Below are 18,232 nucleotides of genomic sequence, written 5' to 3'. Positions count from 1 at the left end.
GCATGTTTACGGATGAATTTTGGCCTCCCGTCTGGCTGTCCCTGCGGGTGGCGCTGCTGTCCAGCGCGATCGTCGGCGTGCTCGGCATGGCGGCCGCGTGGGCGATGACGAGGCGGCCGTTCCGGGGCAAGTCGCTGCTGGAGACGGTGTGCATGCTGCCCCTCGTGCTGCCGCCGACCGTCGTCGGCTTCCTGCTGCTGGCGGCATTCGGCCGCAAAAGTCCGGCCGGACGCCTGATCGAAGCGGTATTCGGCGCCCCGGTCGTGTTCTCCTGGTGGGCCGCCGTTGTCGCATCCGTCGTCGCGGCGTTTCCGCTGGTCTATCAGACGGTCAAAGTCGGCTTTCTGTCGATTGACCGCGATCTGGAGGACGCCGCCCGATCGAACGGGGCGGGGGAATGGCAAGTGTTCCGCTATATCACCTTGCCTCTCGCTTCGCGTTCGCTGACCGCCGCTTACGTGCTCGGGTTCGCCCGGGCGCTTGGGGAATTCGGCGCGACGTTGATGCTGGCCGGAAATATTCCGGGCAAGACCCAGACGATTCCGACCGCCATCTACGTCGCCGTCGACGCCGGCCATATGGGGATGGCTTGGGCATGGGCCGCCACGGCCGTCGCGATCTCGTTCTTGCTGCTCCTTCTTACCGGCAGACATCGCCGCGAGTCAAGGTAAAACATATGTGACGGTTATACTACAAGAACCTACATCGGAAAAGCAGAGGCGATCTCATTGACAGTTGCATTGGTCGGAAGTTTCATATCGGCGATGGCGACCGTATTGGGCGCCTTGCCGCTTTTCTTCGTCAAAGCGTTGTCGGAACGGCGGAAGGATATTCTGATCGCCTTCACCGCCGGAATCATGGTCTCGGCCTCCACCTTCGGCTTGTTGCCGCAATCGCTGAACGAATCGGGGCTGCTCGCTCTGACGCTAGGCTTGCTGGCCGGGATTTTCGCGTTGGACACGATCGAGAAAAACATCCCGCACATCGACGTCGAAAACGACAGGGGCATCGCGGCGTTCGATTCGAAATCGCTGCTTGTCGCCATCGCGCTGTTCATCCATAACATCCCGGAAGGAATGAGCACCGGCTTCAGCTACGCCAGCGAGAACGCCGGGCTGGGGCCGATGGTGGCGATCGCCATCGGCGCGCAAAACATGCCGGAGGGGCTGATATTGGCCGTATTTCTCCTGAACTCCAAGGTAGGCAAGTGGAAAGCGCTGTTGCTTGTCGCGGGCACGGGCTTGATGGAGATGGTATCGGCCGTCATCGGATATTTTGCGGCCAGCACGCTGGATCAACTGATCGGGTTCGGGCTCGCCTTCGCGGCGGGAGCGATGCTGTTCATCGTCTACAAGGAACTGATTCCCGAGACGCACGGACACGGTTACGAGCGGCCGGCGACGTATTCGTTTATTCTCGGGCTGCTGGTCATGATCTGCATCGCACATTTCTTCGGTTAAGAACGGTTGGCGTCATGGCTTCCGCCGAAAACGGCCATAATGTAAGAAAATAACGGAAGGCGGGATGCCGATGGCGGTCTACGATTGCGCCATTGTCGGGGGCGGATTTGCCGGGCTGCAAGCCGCGATTCAACTGGGCCGGTACCGGCGGCGCACGATCGTATTCGACACGGGGGATGGCAGATCGACGCTGTGCGGATGCTACCGCAATCTGCTCGGCTGGCCCGACGGAGCGAACGGACCGGAGCTTCGAACAATCGGCCGGAGCCAGGCCGAACGGCTTGGCGTTGAGTTCGTCGGGGCGCGGATCGACCGTGCCGAACGGCGCGGGGACGTGTTCGTGCTGACCGACGAGCAGGGCAGGCCGACCGAGGCCAGACGCCTGCTGCTGGCGACGGGCATCGGGGAGCGCCTGCCCGATCTGCCGGAGCTGCTGCCCTGCTTGGGGTACAGCGTCTATATATGCCCGGACTGCGACGGCTTCGAGACGGCGGGGCGCCGAACGATCGTGATCGGCTCGGGCGAGGCGGGAGCTAGGCTGGCGATGGAGCTTGTCTATTGGACGAACGACATCGTCTATGTTAATCATGGCGGGATTCCCCCCGAGGAAGCCGCTCTCCGGTCCCTCGAAGAGCACGGGATCGCATACGTCGAGCGCTCCGTCGTCCGGCCGGAAGTGGAAGGAACGCAATTCAAGGGAGTGCTGCTCGCGGACGGGACCCGGATCGAAGCTCACTGCGCTTTTACGGCGATGGGCGGCAACCGGGTGCGTACGGAGCTCGCCGTCCAGCTCGGCGTGGCGCTGAAGGGCAGACATGTCGAAGCCGATGCCCGAACGAAGCAGACGAATGTGCGCCACGTATGGGCCGCCGGAGATATCGTCGCGCATTCCCAGCAAGCGGCGATCGCGATGGGAGACGGGGCGCAGGCGGCTATCTGGATGCACAAAAGCCTGCTGGGAATCGAGGTGCCCGCCGGAACCGTATAACCGCATTCCCGACTCTCTCTTGGCGCGGCTGTGCGGACCGTGATACAATATGGTTAGTGTCATTCGTTGCCATTCTGCTTATGCGAGGTGATCGGCGTGACGATCCGCGTGACAACCGCGGCGCTTGAACGTTTCAAAAAGGAATGGGGCTATAACGCGGGAGATCGGATTCGGATTTACGTGCGGTACAGCGGCGGGGGCGACGACGCGTTCTCGTTCGGCATTACGCGCGATACTCCCCAGTATCCGGGAGTCGCGGTGACGGCCGGCGACATTTTTTTCTTCATGGAGCAAAGCGATATGTGGTATTTGGACAACCGCGACCTGACGCTGGATCTGGACGACGACCAGATCGTGTTCCTCCGCGGTTAACGGACGGGGGCGGCGAGCGCCGTTTCCGCCAGTCAGACGACTCGGCCGCCATTTGGCGGCTTTTTTTGCAGACTTAGCAGACATAGATGATTCGAAAGCCAAAGGGAGAGCCTCATGTACAAATCGTATGCGTCGATGCTGGGGAAATACTTGGCGCCGCACTGGAGATCGATGGCCGTTCTCGGCGCACTGCTGTTCGCATCGATCGGCCTGTCGCTGGTCAATCCCCAGATCATCCGGTCTTTTATCGATTCCGCGCAGGCGGGCGGAGAACTCGGGCCGTTATATGCCGCGGCGGCTTTGTTTATCGGGTTCTCGCTCGTGCAGCAGCTTGTGTCCGTGACGGCGACTTATTTCGGGGAAAATCTCGGCTGGAAGACGACCAACCGGCTGCGGCGTGATTTGGCCGCGCACGGCCTGTCGCTGGATATGTCGTTTCATAAGACGCAAACCTCGGGCGCCATCATCGAACGGGTGGACGGCGACGTTAACGCGCTGGCCAACTTTTTTTCCAGCTTCCTGCTGCATCTGGCGGGCAACGTGCTGCTGCTGTTCGGGATTCTCGTCATGCTGTACCGCGAAAGTGTGTGGATCGGCGCCGGCATGACGGCGTTTGTCCTGTTTGCGCTGTTCGTCATCCGCCGCATCCGCCGGGTGGCGGTGCCGGTCTGGGGTCAATGGCGGCAGGTCAACGGCGAGTTTTACGGTTTTATCGGCGAACATCTCGAAGGGACGGAGGATACGCGCGCCAACGGAGCGGCGGGGTATGTGATGAACCGGTTCTACGCGCTGCTCCGCCGGATGCTGCCGATTCGCGTCAAAGCGTTCCTCGGATTCGGCCTGATGTGGATGACGTCGATTATCGTATTCGCGCTCGGGAACGCGGCGGCTTTCGCCATCTGTGCGGTGCTGTGGGAGCGGGGAGAGCTGACGCTGGGCACGGTGTACCTGATCTTCTATTATACGGAGCTGCTGGTCAAGCCGATCGAAAAAATCCGGACGCAACTGGAAGACTTGCAGCGGGCGGACGCCAGTCTGGCCCGCATCCGCGAGCTGCTGGGCATCTCGTCGCGCATCCAGGACGGGCCGGGCACGCCGCTGCCGGAAGGTCCGCTGTCGGTCGAATTTCGCGGGGTAACGTTCGGCTACGACGACGCTCCGACGGTCCAGGATGTGAACATCCGTCTGGAAGCCGGCCGCACGCTCGGCTTGCTGGGACGGACAGGCAGCGGCAAGACGACGCTGGCCCGGCTGCTGCTCCGGTTCTACGATCCGTCTGCCGGTTCCGTCCGGATCGGCGGCGTCGATATTCGCGAGTGCAAGCTCGCCGAACTGAGAAGCAAAGTCGCGATGGTGACGCAGACGATCGAAATCCTGGAAGGCTCGGTGCGCGACAATTTGACGATGTACGATGACTCCATTCCCGACGAGCGGATTCGCGAGGTGCTGGCGGATCTCGGCATGGCCGATTGGCTGGCGTCGCTGCCGGAAGGCCTGGATACGCAGCTCGCTTCGGGCGGCGGCGGTCTGTCGGCGGGCGAGGCGCAGTTGCTCGCGTTCGCCCGCGTGTTCCTGACCCATCCGGGACTTGTCATTCTGGATGAGGCCTCGTCCCGGCTGGACCCGCTGACCGAAAGCCGCATCGAACGCGCGATCGACAAGCTGCTGCAGCAACGCACCTGCATTCTGATCGCGCACCGGCTTGCGACGGTGCAGCGGGCCGACCGCATCGTCGTGATGGAAGACGGGCGCGTGATCGAGCAGGGATCGCGAGCGGAGCTGGCCGCCGATCCCGGTTCGCGATTCCGCCGCATGCTGGATATCGGCCTGGAGGAGGTGCTGGTATGAGCACCTGGACGTTCCTGTGGAGCTTGATCCGGTACCGGCCGGGCTTGTATATCGCGAATCTGATCGGCTGGACGCTGATTCATCTCGCTCCGATCCTGCCGGGATTGCTGACGAAGGCGTTTTTCGATCGGCTTGAAGGAACGGCCGCCGTGAACTGGAGCGTCTGGAGCATTATCGCGATGCTGATCGGGGCGGCGATCGCCCGGATCGCGCTGATCGCGTACGGCTTCGTCACCGATGTGCATACCCGGTTCCGCATGGGCATGCTGCTGCGGCGCAACCTGCTGTCCCACGTTCTGCGGGAGCCGGGAGCGCGGGCGATCCCGGTGTCGCCGGGCGAAGCGATCAGTTATTTCCGCGACGATGTGGATCAGGCGGAGGAAGCGGCGAGCTGGTCGGTCGATGTGTTCGGCATGCTGGGATTTGCCGTCGTGTCGTGTTATATCTTGCTCCGCATCGACGCCCAGATGACGCTGCTCGTGTTCGTGCCGCTTATTCTCGTCGTCACCGCCGCACAGCTCGCGACCGCCAGACTGCAGAAATACCGTGCGGCCAGCCGCGAAGCGACGGCCAAAGTGACCGGCGCGATCAGCGAGATGTTCGCCAACGTGCAGGCGATCCAGGTGGCCGGGGCCGAAGCTCGCGTCATCGAGCGGTTCAGCCGGTTGAACGAGCGCCGCCGCCGCACGATGGTCAAGGACAAGGTGATGACGGAAGCGCTGGACTCGGTGTTTGCGAACGCCGTCAATCTGGGCACGGGGCTGATTCTGCTGCTGGCGGCTTACAAGATGCGGGAAGGCTCGTTTACGGTCGGGGACCTGTCGCTTTTCGTCTACTACTTGACGTTTGTCACGCAGTTGATCTCGAACGTAGGCAAATTCATCGCCTATTACAAGCAGTTAACGGTCAGCGCCGGCCGTCTGGCATCGCTGCTGCAGGGCGCTCCGGCGGCCAAGCTGATCGAGCCGAATCCGCTCCCGCTGCGGGAAAATGCTCCCGTCCGCGGAGAGGAAGCGGCCGAGGGCGCGGCAACCGTGGTCGAACCGCTCGAACGGCTTGAAGTAGTCGGGCTCACGTACGTGTACCCGGAGACGGGAAGAGGCATCCGGGACGTCCATGTCAGCTTGACCCGAGGCTCCTTCACCGTCATAACGGGCATGATCGGTTCCGGCAAAACGACGCTGGTCCGGACGCTGCTGGGGCTGCTTCCCCGCCAATCCGGGAGCATCTTGTGGAACGGCCGGCCGATCGAGCGTCCCGGCGATTTCTTCGTGCCGCCGCGAAGCGCTTATACGGCCCAGATTCCCCGCCTGTACAGCGATAAGCTGCGGGACAACATCCTGCTGGGTTATCCGGCGTCGGAGGAGCGGCTGATGCAGGCCGTCCGCACCGCCGTGCTGGAGGAAGATATCGCCAGGCTGCAGGAGGGATTGGACACGATCATCGGCCCCCGCGGAGTGAAGCTGTCCGGCGGGCAGGCCCAGCGTACGGCCGCCGCGCGCATGCTGGTGCGGGATGCGGAGCTGTACGTGTTCGACGATCTATCGAGTGCGCTCGATGTGGAGACGGAACGGAAACTGTGGGAGGGGCTGTTCCGGGTCCGGGCGGACGCGACGTGCCTCGTCGTGTCCCATCGGAAGGCGGCGCTGTCGCGGGCCGACCGGATCATCGTGATGCGCGACGGAAGCGTGGAAGCGCAAGGCACGGCCGAGCAACTGCTGGCCGAGAGCGAATCGTTCCGCAAGCTGTGGCACGGGGAGTCGTGAACGGAAAAGCGCGGGAGGTGAAACCGGATCGGGGCGGCCGCGTATGATAACGCATGATCATCCCATTCGAATTCCAGGAGGAATCAGTATGCTGATTACCACAACGGCCACCATCGAAGGCCATCCGATCCGCGAATACGTAGGCGTCGTCACCGGCGAAGCGATAATGGGCGCGAACGTCGTACGCGATTTCTTCGCGAGCGTTACGGATATCGTCGGCGGACGCTCCGGCGCGTACGAGAGCAAGCTGAAGGAAGCTCGCGACGTGGCGTTTCATGAAATGAGCGCGCAAGCGCAGCGGGCCGGCGCGAACGCGATCGTCGGCGTCGACATCGATTACGAGGTCGTGCGCGAAGGCATGCTGATGGTGGCGGTAAGCGGAACGGCCGTCCGCATCTGATGCCGGCCGACAAAATCGTTCCTAATCAAACAAACCCTCGCCCGCATAGGCTCCTCTCGGTTATGATGGTGCCATCCCGAAGAAAGGAGTGATGCGAAGCATGAACAATAGGGTGATTTCGGTTTAAGCCGAAACCAATCAAGCGGCCGCGGCGGTTATCCGTCGCGGCCGCGGCTTTTCGGCGTTTTGGCGGGGCCGTAAGGTCGGATGCCGGGGCTTATGCCTGCGCCGACAGGCGGAACAGGTGCGAGCGGACGTAATCGACGAAGGCGCGGACCATCTTGAGGCCGTTCGTCTCGGCGGCATGGTACATCCAGGTTCTTCTCAGGACCGGTCGAGCGGCGATAGGGGGCAGGCGATGCAGGATGACGTTGCGGCTGTTGCTCGCGTTCGGATTGGACAAGAAGCCGTCCGGTAGGAGAAGTGACGATTGCGGATTCTTCCTTTTCGAGATAAGATATGGAAATGACTTCAGCGCCAAAGGGGAATCCGACTGTGGCCGACAGAAGAACGTCAACCGGATACCATGCGGGCTTCGGAATCGCGGCATGGCTCGTCTGGCTCGGCCTGACGGTGTGGCTGCCCGATCCGCTGCGGATCGGCGGCGTCTATTGGATCGAGATGCTGGACAGCCTCGTGTACGCGTCCGCGCTGCCGGCGCTGATCTGGGGATGGACGGCTGCCGCCGGCTTGCGGCGGATCGACGTTCCGAAGCGGACGGCCGGACGGCTGCTTCGCGCATCGAAGCTCGCCGCCGCCGCGGCATGCGCCGGGGCGGTTGTCCTCCTGCCCTGGGGGCTGGACCATCTCGTTCCGTATGCCGTTTTGTACGGCGCCGCCTTCGCCGCTGTGCTCGCCGATCTGGTTCTGGACGAATGGCTGCGCCGGGGACGGAGATGGAGGGCGGCAGGGGGAGCCGCGATCTGGCTGCTGACGCTGGTGCTGCTGCTGTGGCCGACGCCTTATATGGTGACGTACCCGGGCATCACGATGAACATGCACCGATACGCGCAGGCGGAAGGAGCGGAAGACCGCTCCGCGAGCAGCCTGACGGGCGTGCTTGTGTTCGAGCGGCCGGCTTTCCCGATCGATTGGCTGTCCTCGCGCTTATTCCCGCACTACAGCTTCGAGCCGATCGAGAAGCTCGGCATGTCGCTCGGAGAATACGATACGCTCGTCCGCATGATGAAGGCCGACGCGAATACGCTGGCGAGCGCGGTCGCGCTTGGGAAGCTCGGCATCGGCAGCGGCGTGCGCAAGCTGGGAGCGGAGGTGACGGCCGTGCTCCGGGGCGGAGCGGCGGACGGCTTGCTGCGGCCGGGCGACGTGATCACGATGGCCGAAGGCCGGCCCGTCGGGACGGTCGGCGATTTGACGGACGCCATGCGCGGGGTCGCGCCGGGACGGCCGGTCCACTTAAGCGTCGTCCGGGATGGCCGGACGATCTCCGTCACATCCGGCACGAAGGCTCATCCCGACGACGCGAATAGGGCCGCGCTGGGCATTCAGGTGCAGGATGCCTACGAGCCGGACGTGCCCCGGAACGTGGCGTTCCGCGATTTTCTGCTGCACGAAGGCGGTCCGTCCCACGGAGCCATGCTGGCGCTGGCGATTATCGATCAGTTGACGCCGGGAGGGGTTCTCCGGGGCAACCGGGTGGCGGGAACGGGGACGATCGAGCCTGACGGATCGGTCGGGAAAATCGGGGGCATCGAGCAGAAGGCGTATACGGTGAGCCGGTCCGGAGCCGACGTCTTTTTTGTGCCGGAAGGGCAGGAGCAGGATGCCCGCAAGGGCGCTCCCGGACTGGAGATTGTGCCCGTGCGCACGCTGGACGATATACTGGCCTGGCTGGAGGCTCACCCGAAAAAACCGTGACCGCCCGGAAGCTCCGGCGGAGGCCGAGGCAAGGCATGGGATGGCTCGGGGGAGGCTTGTCCTTTCCCGCCATGCGAACGGTTCGGGAAGGGAAGGCGGTGGACTGGACATGACGAACGGGAAAAGAGCCGGAGACTGGGATGTGTATCTGATTGCGGGAGTCCGGTCTTATCCCGGTTTGTTTCGGGGCTGCATCGCGGAGCTGGAACGGAGGTTCGGCGAGATGGGGTTGGCGCCTGCCATTCGGGAGCTGTTCCCGTACGGCGACCATACGGCTCCGATCGTGCGGCAGTTACTGGAGGTTCAAGGCGACTGGTTCGCGTTCGGGGAAGCGGCAAGGGCCGGAACCCGCATCGTCGCCGAATACGTGCGAAGCTGGTCGCGGGGACGCAAGGCGATGCTTGTCGGCCACAGCGGCGGCGGAGTGGCGGCTTACCGGGCGGCGGCCCGATTGGCCGGCGAAGGCGCGATAGCCGATTTCCGCGTCGTACAGATCGGCTCGCCGAAGGTGCCGATTCATGCGGAGCACCGTTCCCGCGTACGGGCGATCGCGGCCGTGGACGAACGGGGGCGGTGCACCGATCCCGTCGCCCGCCTCGGCAGTTGGGGCGGCTTGCGGCGGGGCCGGTACGGCTTGAGGTTGTGGGATCGACTGAAGCACGCTCCCGGAGAACGGGAGGGGATTCCGGTCATTGGCGGTCACGCCTATTACTTCCGCAGCGACGCGCCGTACGTTCATCCCGAGCGGGGCTCCAACTTATCGCTAACCGTGGACGCCATCTGGAAGTCGGCGGAAAGCATCTTCCGGCTTGCCTGACCTCGAACGAGGCACGAGGCGGCCGTCCCCCTACAGCAACCGGATGCCGGCTTCGGCATACGAGGCGCGGATGTCGGGATCTACGCGTGAATCCGTCAGCACCGCCGTTACGGATGACAAGTCTTCGATCCGAAAGATCGAGTCCCGGTTAAGCTTCGTATGATCGGCCACGACATACGTCTCGATCGCCCGGCGCATCATCACCCGGTTCGTGTGGGCCTCCAATTCGTCGAACGTCGTGACGCCGCGGGCGATCGAGACGCCGTCCGCGCCGATAAACGCTTTTTGAATCGTCAGTTGCCCCAGCGTCGCTTCCGCGAACGGACCGGACAGCTCGTAGCTTTGCGTCCGGATGACGCCGCCCGTGACGATCAGTTGCAGTCCGGGTTTGCCGGATAATTCGAACGCGACGTTCACCGCGTTGGTCACGACGGTCAACCGCTCGAACGGCTTCTGCTGAATCCGCCGGGCGATCATCATGTTGGTCGATCCCCCCGTCAGACCGACCACATCTCCGTCGCGGATCACGGACAGCGCTTTTTCCGCGATTTCTTTTTTCTCCTCGGTGTTCATCTCCATTTTGCGGTAGAACGGAATCTCCGTCCGTACCGTCTCCAACACGGCGCCTCCAAACGTCCGGATCAATTTTCGCTCCTGCTCCAGCGTCTCCAGATCGCGTCGGGCGGTCGCCTCGGACACGTCGAAGTGATTCATAATGTCCCCGATCGAGATCGAGCCGTTCTCCCGCAAAAGGTCGATAATCGCTTGACGTCTGGCTTCCGTCTTTCCGATGGCCGTTCATCCTCCTGTCTGGAATAGGATTATAGTAGCATACGGGCGCCCCTGTTGCCCACCGCTCAACGAATCCGTTCGACCCGCACGAGCTCGGAGAAGGCGTCTACTTGCGCCGGGTCGACGACGCCGGCGGACAATTGCAAGGCGTTCGAGGCGCCGCACGCCGCCGCGAGCTTGAACAGGTCCTCATCCGGCAAACCCCGGTGCAGCCCGACGGCTGCTCCCGCGATAAACGCGTCTCCGCAGCCGACGACGTTGACGGGTTCAATGGGGACGGCGCCGATGCGGTAGACGGCGTCCGCGAGGCCGGCCAGCGCGCCTCTGCTCCCGAGCGAGACGGCCGCGACCGGTATGCCCCGGCGGACGAGGGAGGCCACGTCTTCGGCCAGCGCCGCTTCATCGAGCGCGGAGCGGACGGAGCCCGTCAAGTGGGCCATCTCTTCCTGATTCGGCTTGATCATATGGGGAGAAGCGGCTATGCCGTGAAGGAGCGCCGCTCCGCTCGTATCCAGAATGACCGGCATGCCGTACGGCTTCAGCCGCTCGATGATCGTCCGGTAAATGTCCGGGGGGCCTCCCGACGGGACGCTGCCGGACAGGACGATGACGGAGGACGTGTCCGCGAGCCGCTCCAACAGGTGCAGCAGCTCCTCGTAGTGCTCCGGCCGGGTCTCCAATCCCGGCTCCAGCAGCTCGACGGATTCGCCGTCGTCAGGAACGACATTCAGGCAGACGCGGGATTCGCCGCCGGCGCGCACGAACTGGTGGCGCAGGCCTTGTTCCGTCAGCGCCGTCTCGATCCATTGCCCGGCGCTGCCGCCGACGAAGCCGGTTGCGACGACCGGCTCCCCGAGCAGATGCGCGACTCGCGCGGCATTGACGCCTTTGCCGCCCGGCTGCGCGATCATCCGGCGCACCCGGTTCGCTTGACCGGCCGCCAGCGAGGGCACGAAATACGTCTTGTCGATGGCCGCGTTCAGCGTCACCGTCGTGATGTGCTTGCGGCTCATAACGGACCGCCGGCTTTGCCTGCCGAGCCGCACAGGCGAATCTTGGCGGCAACCGCCTCGCGAAGCGCCTGTTTGGCCGGAACCATATATTTGCGCGGGTCGTTCTCGTCCGGATTCGAGGCGAACACCGCTTTGATCGCGTCCGAGAAGACGATGCGCAGCTCCGTGGCCACGTTCATCTTCGACATGCCGAGCCGGATGCATTCTCTAACTTGATCGTCCGGGATGCCCGATCCCCCGTGCAGGACGAGCGGCACGGCGACACGTTCGGCGATCCGGCGTATCCGATCGAAATCGATGCGCGGTTCGCCCTTGTAAATGCCATGCGCGGTGCCGATCGCCGGGGCGAGCGTCGGGACGCCGGTCAGCCGCACGAACCGCTCGCATTCGTCCGGGTCCGCCAGCAGCGCGTCGCGTTCGTCGACGACGATATCGTCTTCGACGCCGCCCACTTTGCCGAGCTCCGCCTCGACGTTAACGCCGGCCGCCCGCGCGACTTCGACGACCTTGGCCGTCAGGCGGACGTTCTCGTCGAAGGGGAAGGGGGAGGCGTCGATCATGACGGACGTATAACCGGCGCGGATGCAGCGGACGATCAGATCGAAGTCGGAGCAGTGGTCCAGATGAAGCGCGATCGGCACCGAGCTCCGGTTAGCGGCGACCGTCGCCGCGGCCGCGATATAGTCCGGACCGAGATGCTTCACCGTGCCGACGGTCGTCTGGAGAATGATCGGCGAGCGCAGCTCCTCGGCCGCCTCGACGGCCGCTTGCAGCATTTCGAGCGTATGGACGTTAAACGCGCCGATGCAGTAACCGCCCGCTCGGGCGGCCTGCAGCATGGGCGTGGATGAGACAAGAGGCATGTTCGAACTCCTCCTTGCGCAGCGGTTATGGTTATTGGATTTGGACGACTTGCGTCAGGTTGCGGGGGTTGTCCGGATTCAAGTTTTTCTTCATGGACGTGTAATACCCGATGAACTGGAGCAGAGGCATGGTCAGCACCGCCCGGGCGTCGTCGCTCAACGTCCGGCCTCCCGTCTCGAACACGAAGTCGGCGAACGAGGTGTCTTCTCCGGCTTGGGCCGTGACGAGAAGCACGTTCGCGCCGTATCCTTTCATTTCCTCGGCGACCTTCAGTTCGTAGGCGCGCGCCTGCTCGGAGATCACCGCCACGATAAGCGTGCCCGGCTCGACAATGGATTTCGGTCCGTGGCGGTATTCCAGCGTGCCGAAGCTTTCCGTCCAGACGTTCGCCATCTCTTTGATTTTCAGACACGCCTCCTGCGCGACGCCGAACAGCGGGCCCATGCCGAGGTAAATATAATTGCGGAACAGATCGCGGTTCTCCACGAGTTGTCGGGCGAATTCGTCCGCCGCGCGCACGACCGATTCGCTGGCGGACAAAGCCGCGTCCATCTGCCACGCATATTCGGCGGAGCCGGAGGCTTGCGCGATGGCCGCCTGCATCAGGAACGTCATGCTGCTGAACGATTTGGTCATGACGGTGCTTTGTTCCGCGCCCAAGGGGGACACCAGGCACGGCGCAAGCTGCGCCATCGTGCTGTCGGCGTAGCAGGTGATGCCGCAGACGGTCCAATCCGGCAGATCGCGGACGGATCGGATCGCCTGCACCACCTCGGACGACTCGCCGGAGCGGGATACCCCGACAAGCAGCTTCCGGCCCGGGACGGCCGAATGGTCGCGGAACAACAGAATTTCCGACGACGGGTATGCCGAAGCTCTTCTTCCCAGCCATCTCCGGAACGTGGACGCCATGATCTGGGCTTGGTAATAAGAGGAGCCGGAGCCGATAAAGAAGACTTCGTCGTAGCGGGAGTCCTTTAGATATGCGTCAACCCAGTCGCTCTGCCGGTCGAGCTGCTGCCGGGCTCCGGCCAGCGCTTCGGCCTGCTCTTGAATCTCGGGATACGTCAACTTGCCGTGTGCGGTCATAACGATCTCTCCTTCTGAGCGAATTTGATCTCACTATAACGCAGGTTGATGAAGATTACAATCAAAAAATTGATTGAAACGATCATTTTATTGATTGATTTTTGAGAGGAATCGGCATATATTGTAAGAGATCGGAAGATTTAAACGGGAGTTCGCGGGGGCTGCAAATGCCGCCGCCAGCGGGAAGCTTCAAAGAAAAGGTACGAATGGATACAACGGGGAGGATGGGGCCGATGGGGAGCTATGCGTTTGGATTTGACGTCGGCGGAACGAATATCGAATGCGGGCTCGTCGGACGGGAGGGCTCGATCGTGTGGAGGAGCCGCGTGCGCACGGAGCCGGAGCGGGGCAACGAGCACGTCATGTCGCTGATCGCCGGCCAGGCGCTTCAAGGGCTGCGCGACACCGGCATCCCGGCTTCCGACGTGAGCGGAATCGGCATCGGCATGCCGGGATTGATCGATCCGAAACGAGGCGTAGCGATATTGTCCGCGAATCTGTTTTTCCGGAATTACCCGGTCGCCGCCCAAATCGCCGAGCGGACGGGGCTGCGGGTCTGCGTCGAGAACGACGTCCGCTTGTACGTATACGGGGAGTCGCTCTACGGCGCGGGAAGAAACTATCGCCATGTGCTGGGCCTGACGATCGGAACCGGCCTGGCGGCGGCTTTCGTGCAAGATGGCCGTCTCTACAGCGGCAGCGGTTATTCCGGCGAGATCGGACATATCCCCGTCGACACGAATGGGCGCCCGTGCGGCTGCGGGCTGACCGGATGCCTCGAAACGGTCGTCTCGGCCCCGGGCATCGTCCGTCAGGCGATCGAGGCTTTGGCGGACGGCGGCCATCCGAACAGCCCGCTTCGCCGCAAGCATGCCGATCCGTCGCTGCTCACGGCCCGGGACTTGTCGGAGGCGTACGACGAGGGGGACGCGCTGGCCGCTGCCATCATGGAACGGACGGGCCGGCTGCTCGGCCGGACGCTGTCCTATCTCGTGCCGATGCTGAGTCCCGACGCGATCGTCATCGGTGGCGGGGTGGCCCAAGCGGGGGAGCGGCTGCTGGGTCCCGTCAAAGAAGCGCTGTACGCCAACATTATGCCGGTGTACAGGGACCGGCTTGCCTTCGCCGCCGCGGAGCTGGGCGACGATGCCGGCATTCTCGGAAGCGCCAGATGGGCGTTCGAACGGACGGAAGGCGAGGGGGAACGCCGCCCGAGCGAATAGCGTCCGGCTGGCGGCTGCCCGTACGATCGGCGGGGCGCGAGCGGCGGTTTGCCCGTATTGCAGCGGGGCGAAATTTTTGTCATTTGCGTGAACAAGCGCACATCGGCCGCGGCGGCGACGGATTATGTATTGGGTAACGAGCCGGTTCTATGGTATCATGATAGAACTGCTGATTATACGCGAACAGCCAAGATTGTGTGGAGGGATTTCCCATTAATACCGTCGCCGCGAACGATGCAATGATCATGCTGGAAAAAACGAGCCGCACTTTTTTTATCCCGATCAGCCGTATGGTGTCCGGATTGAGAGAATCCGTCGCTTCCGCCTATTTGTGCATGCGGGCGATCGACGAGATCGAGGATCACGAGTTGTTGCCGGAGCAGAACAAGATCGAACTGCTGTTCGGGATATCGGAAGCGTTGCGCTCCCCCGATACGGAGGAAGCCGTCCGCCGGCTGCTGGCCCCTTACCGGGAGGTGCTGCCGGAAGTGTCGCTGCGGATTGTCGACTGGGCCCGCCTGTGTCCGTCGGCCGTCTCGCCTACGGTGACCCGCTACACCGCCATGATGGCCGAGCAGATGGCCGAGTGGGTGCGGAAAAAATGGGTGATCCGGACCGAGGCCGATCTGGACGGTTACACGTACAGCGTGGCGGGGATGGTAGGGGAAATGCTCTCCGAGCTTTGGCATTGGCATGACGGCACCCAATCCGACAGGGCGAAAGCGGTTGCGTTCGGAAGGGGCCTGCAGGCGGTGAACATCCTGCGGAACCGCAAGGAGGATCTGAGCCGGGGCGTCGACTTTTATCCCGACGGATGGGGCTCGAAGGAGATGCTCGCGTACACGCGGCGCAACCTGAAGCTGGCCGACGAATATATCAACGAGCTGGGCAAGGGGCCCGCTCTGGAGTTTTGCAAGATTCCGCTGGCACTGGCGCATGCGACCGTGAAGATCCTCGCCGCCGGCGGCAACAAGCTGACGAGAGACGCCGTGCTGAAAATCGTGAACCGCCTCGGCGGTTGACGCGATTCCCCTGAAGTCCGCTGGCAAGCGGACTTCTTTGCGTTCCGGCGGCGCGGGCGACACCGCGCGAACCGGCTCCCGGGCGTCATAAAGCCGGCCTCTCTCGGCAGGCCGGCTTTTGCAAGCAAACCCACAACAAAATTTTTCACACCATCAGCTCCTTTGCGATAATGGAGTATGCCGAATCGGTATGGGGATATAACAGATTCAATTGCAAACATTTGCAGGTTCCGGCGATGGAAATGAGACTTTTGAAGATGGAAGATGTGCGGGATTTGCAGTTTATGGTGCGGATGAAGAACGGATGGTGTAAAGATTGACGGTCAGGAAAGAATAGAAGAGCCAAAAAAGCCGATCTCCCTCTCGGGGAAAGTCGGCTTTCCGTTCGGTTCGCACGCGAACATGCGTTCCGGTTTCGCTAGGTAATAAGATACTATTAAGCATACCAGAAATAAAAAGATAAGTCTATTGTTTTTTCGCCGAATATGCCACAATGGGTAAGCGCGAACGGAGCCGCAAGGACTCCGGGTATGAAGACAGGGATGGAAGGGCAGGAGGTACCGATGGAAAGGCAGGACGCTTATCTCGAGGAACAAGCGAGGCTGGACGAGACGCTGGAGGAGATCGAGCGCCAGCTCGAACGGATCGGTCCGCGGTATTACGGCGACGTCTACATCGAGCAGGTGCTGGACGCCAAGCGCGAAGAGATGCGCAGCCGGCTGACGCTGATGCGGAACGAACCGTATTTCGGACGAATCGATTTTCGGGAGAAGGGACGGACGGAGCCGACTCCGCTGTATATCGGAAAACGAGGCATGGACCTGCAGGAAACCGGACAACCCTATGTGATCGATTGGCGCGCGCCGGTGGCGAGTTTGTTTTACTCCTTTACCGGGGGAGACGGCCCGGTCGAGTATGAAGCGCCGGAAGGCGTCATCGCCGGCGAGATCGATCTGAAGCGGAACATATCCATTCGGGAGCGGCAGTTGGAACGCGTCGTGGACAGCTATGTGCGCGGAGGCGACAATCTGGGGCTGACCGACGAATTCCTGCTGTACCGGCTCGGCGAGAAGAAGGACAACCGGCTGAGGGATATCGTATCGACGATTCAGGCGGAGCAGGATGCGATCATCCGCGCGCCGAAGAACCGGGCGCTGATCATTCAAGGGGCCGCGGGATCGGGAAAAACGACGGTCGCGCTGCACCGGTTGGCGTATTTGCTGTACCAATACCCGGAACAGATTCGGGCCGACCGGATGATCATCTTCGCTCCCAACGCGATGTTTCTCGATTACATCTCCGGCGTGCTGCCGGAGCTCGGCGTCGGGGATGTGCGGCAGACGACCTTCTCCGACTGGGCGCTGGAGCTGTTGGGCGAGGACGTGAAGCTGGCCGGGGACGACGGCGAAAGCGGGACATGGTTTCGGCTCGCGGACGAGCGTCCGGCTGCGGATTCCGTTACGCCGGGTCGCTTCAAAGGGTCGATCGGCTATATGCGGTGGCTGGATGAGAAGCTGGAGGCATACGAGCGGGACTTTTTGCCGGACATTCCGTTTGTGCCTTGGAGCGGCTGCGTGTTGCCCGCCGCCGTGATCCGCGAATGGTTCGAGGTGGAGTACCGGCATTACCCCCTGGCGGCGAGGAAGGAACGGCTTGTCGGCAGGATGAAGCGCTGGCTCGACATGCAATTGGCGGAGATCGGCGACCCCAAGATCCGGAAGGAACGAAGCAAGGCCGCCAAGGCGAAGCTTCGAGCATATATCGGCAAATTGCCGCCCGTCAGCGCGCTGCAGTTCCACTTCCGGTTATACGGGGGGAAATCGGAGCTGATGGACGGGTTCGTGCCCGAAGCGATTCGCAAGCAGACGCAGAAGGATGCCGCGAAGCGGGTGGTCCGTCAGGAGGATTTGGCTCCGCTTGTCTGGATTCATCGGGCTTTGCACGGAACGGACGGCCAGACCTTCGACCACGTCGTCGTCGACGAGGCGCAGGACGTATCGCCGCTGCAAATCGCGCTGCTGCGGTCCTACATGAAGGAGCCTTCTTTCACCTTGCTCGGCGATATGGCGCAAGGCATTCACGCGTACCGGGGCCTGCACCGTTGGGAGGAGCTCTTCGAATTGTTCGAGGAGGCGCAGCGGTTGTATCACGAACTGAAGCTCAGTTACCGCTCCACGCTGGAGATCATCGAATTCGCGAATCGCGTGCTCACGCATACCGGAACGGGTCTTTCGCCAGCGCAGCCGGTCTTCCGCAGCGGCGATCCCGTCGAAGTCGTCCGTCTGGACGGGGGCGAGTCCCGCACGAGCCGGATATCCGGCATCATCCGCCAACATCTGGCGGAAGGCATGCGGACGATCGCCGTCATCGGCCGGACGGAAGCGGACTGCCGGGAGATTTACGCGGAGCTGAGCGAAGCCGGGATCGAGGCGAGCTTGATCGTGGAAGGGCAGCGCGCTTATCAAGGGGGCGTATCCGTCGCCCCCGTCTCCTTGTCGAAAGGTCTCGAATTCGACGCGGTGCTGCTGCCGGACGCGGACTCGCGCCGCTATACGGCGTCCCCGGAGGACGCCAAGCTGCTGTATGTCGCCTGCACGCGCGCGTTGCACCGGCTGACGCTGCTGTATGACGGCGAGGTGACGCCGTTGATATCGGCGGACGAATCGGATGCATAAAATTGGAAGGTGCGCTGCCCCCTGA

17 protein-coding genes are annotated in these 18,232 nt (G+C 62.7%); 12 read left to right on the top strand and 5 right to left on the bottom strand.

The genetic code is table 11. The features are described 5' to 3' along the window. The first annotated feature begins 2 nt into the window (after positions 1–2). The 7 genes from modB (at position 3) to FE781_RS14095 (ending at position 6,834) form a co-directional block, all read left to right on the top strand. Positions 3–671 carry a molybdate ABC transporter permease subunit gene (gene modB / locus FE781_RS14125; protein ID WP_138790276.1) on the top strand — a complete coding sequence of 223 codons (669 nt, stop codon included), beginning with the start codon at positions 3–5 and terminating at the stop codon, positions 669–671. Between the two features lie 57 nt (positions 672–728). Then, positions 729–1,460, top strand: a complete 732-nt coding sequence (locus FE781_RS14120) for a ZIP family metal transporter (RefSeq protein WP_138790275.1) — start codon at positions 729–731, stop codon at positions 1,458–1,460. Positions 1,461–1,530: 70 nt separating this feature from the next. Then, positions 1,531–2,448 (top strand): NAD(P)/FAD-dependent oxidoreductase, encoded by a 918-nt coding sequence (locus FE781_RS14115; protein ID WP_138790298.1) that lies wholly within the window; start codon positions 1,531–1,533, stop codon positions 2,446–2,448. A gap of 96 nt (positions 2,449–2,544) precedes the next feature. Next, positions 2,545–2,820 (top strand): HesB/YadR/YfhF family protein, encoded by a 276-nt coding sequence (locus FE781_RS14110; protein ID WP_138790297.1) that lies wholly within the window; start codon positions 2,545–2,547, stop codon positions 2,818–2,820. 114 nt (positions 2,821–2,934) lie between these two features. Next, positions 2,935–4,668, top strand: a complete 1,734-nt coding sequence (locus tag FE781_RS14105; protein WP_246068181.1) for an ABC transporter ATP-binding protein — start codon at positions 2,935–2,937, stop codon at positions 4,666–4,668. Next, positions 4,665–6,434 (top strand): ABC transporter ATP-binding protein, encoded by a 1,770-nt coding sequence (locus FE781_RS14100; RefSeq protein WP_138790274.1) that lies wholly within the window; start codon positions 4,665–4,667, stop codon positions 6,432–6,434. Before FE781_RS14105 ends, FE781_RS14100 begins: the two co-directional genes overlap by 4 nt. Positions 6,435–6,522: 88 nt before the next feature. Beyond that, entirely contained in the window at positions 6,523–6,834 is a 312-nt protein-coding gene (locus FE781_RS14095; protein ID WP_138790273.1) for a heavy metal-binding domain-containing protein, read from the top strand. 217 nt (positions 6,835–7,051) lie between these two features. Here FE781_RS14095 and FE781_RS14090 read toward each other — a convergent pair whose 3' ends face one another. Further along, entirely contained in the window at positions 7,052–7,237 is a 186-nt protein-coding gene (locus FE781_RS14090) for a hypothetical protein (RefSeq protein WP_138790272.1), read from the bottom strand. Positions 7,238–7,329: 92 nt separating this feature from the next. On the opposite strand from FE781_RS14090, the gene FE781_RS14085 reads away from it, so the two are divergent. Together FE781_RS14085 and FE781_RS14080 are read left to right on the top strand one after the other, a co-directional pair. Beyond that, positions 7,330–8,712, top strand: a complete 1,383-nt coding sequence (locus FE781_RS14085) for a PDZ domain-containing protein (protein WP_170209553.1) — start codon at positions 7,330–7,332, stop codon at positions 8,710–8,712. 109 nt (positions 8,713–8,821) lie between these two features. After that, a complete protein-coding gene (locus FE781_RS14080) occupies positions 8,822–9,529 on the top strand; it encodes a hypothetical protein (RefSeq protein WP_138790270.1) in 708 nt (235 codons plus the stop codon). Between the two features lie 30 nt (positions 9,530–9,559). Here the strand turns inward: FE781_RS14080 and FE781_RS14075 are convergent, their stop codons facing one another. The 4 genes from FE781_RS14075 to FE781_RS14060 all read right to left on the bottom strand — a co-directional run bounded on the left by FE781_RS14075 (position 9,560) and on the right by FE781_RS14060 (position 13,287). Then, positions 9,560–10,291, bottom strand: coding sequence for a DeoR/GlpR family DNA-binding transcription regulator (locus tag FE781_RS14075; RefSeq protein ID WP_281281908.1), 732 nt, complete (start codon positions 10,289–10,291; stop codon positions 9,560–9,562). Positions 10,292–10,386: 95 nt separating this feature from the next. Further along, positions 10,387–11,334, bottom strand: a complete 948-nt coding sequence (locus FE781_RS14070) for a 1-phosphofructokinase family hexose kinase (RefSeq protein WP_138790268.1) — start codon at positions 11,332–11,334, stop codon at positions 10,387–10,389. Continuing rightward, a complete protein-coding gene (gene fba, locus FE781_RS14065; protein ID WP_138790267.1) occupies positions 11,331–12,197 on the bottom strand; it encodes a class II fructose-1,6-bisphosphate aldolase in 867 nt (288 codons plus the stop codon). The genes FE781_RS14070 and fba overlap by 4 nt, the downstream gene beginning before the upstream one ends. Before the next feature lie 31 nt (positions 12,198–12,228). Then, entirely contained in the window at positions 12,229–13,287 is a 1,059-nt protein-coding gene (locus FE781_RS14060; RefSeq protein ID WP_138790266.1) for an SIS domain-containing protein, read from the bottom strand. A 233-nt stretch (positions 13,288–13,520) separates the two neighbouring features. Between FE781_RS14060 and FE781_RS14055 the strand changes: the two genes are divergently transcribed. The 3 genes from FE781_RS14055 (at position 13,521) to FE781_RS14045 (ending at position 18,207) form a co-directional block, all read left to right on the top strand. Further along, positions 13,521–14,510: an ROK family protein gene (locus FE781_RS14055; RefSeq protein ID WP_138790265.1), complete on the top strand. Its 990-nt coding sequence runs from the start codon at positions 13,521–13,523 to the stop codon at positions 14,508–14,510. 239 nt (positions 14,511–14,749) lie between these two features. Next, complete coding sequence (locus FE781_RS14050; protein ID WP_138790264.1) at positions 14,750–15,532, top strand: squalene/phytoene synthase family protein; 783 nt, start codon at positions 14,750–14,752, stop codon at positions 15,530–15,532. A gap of 563 nt (positions 15,533–16,095) precedes the next feature. After that, the gene (locus FE781_RS14045; protein WP_138790263.1) at positions 16,096–18,207 is read left to right on the top strand and encodes a HelD family protein; all 2,112 of its coding nucleotides are present in this window, start codon (positions 16,096–16,098) and stop codon (positions 18,205–18,207) included. Positions 18,208–18,232: the final 25 nt, after the last annotated feature.

Origin of the sequence: Paenibacillus thermoaerophilus (genome assembly GCF_005938195.1) — a bacterium.
Lineage (GTDB): Bacteria > Bacillota > Bacilli > Paenibacillales > Reconciliibacillaceae > Paenibacillus_W > Paenibacillus_W thermoaerophilus.
Note: the sequence above shows the minus strand (reverse complement) of the source record. Positions and strands in the feature narration are given on the sequence as shown.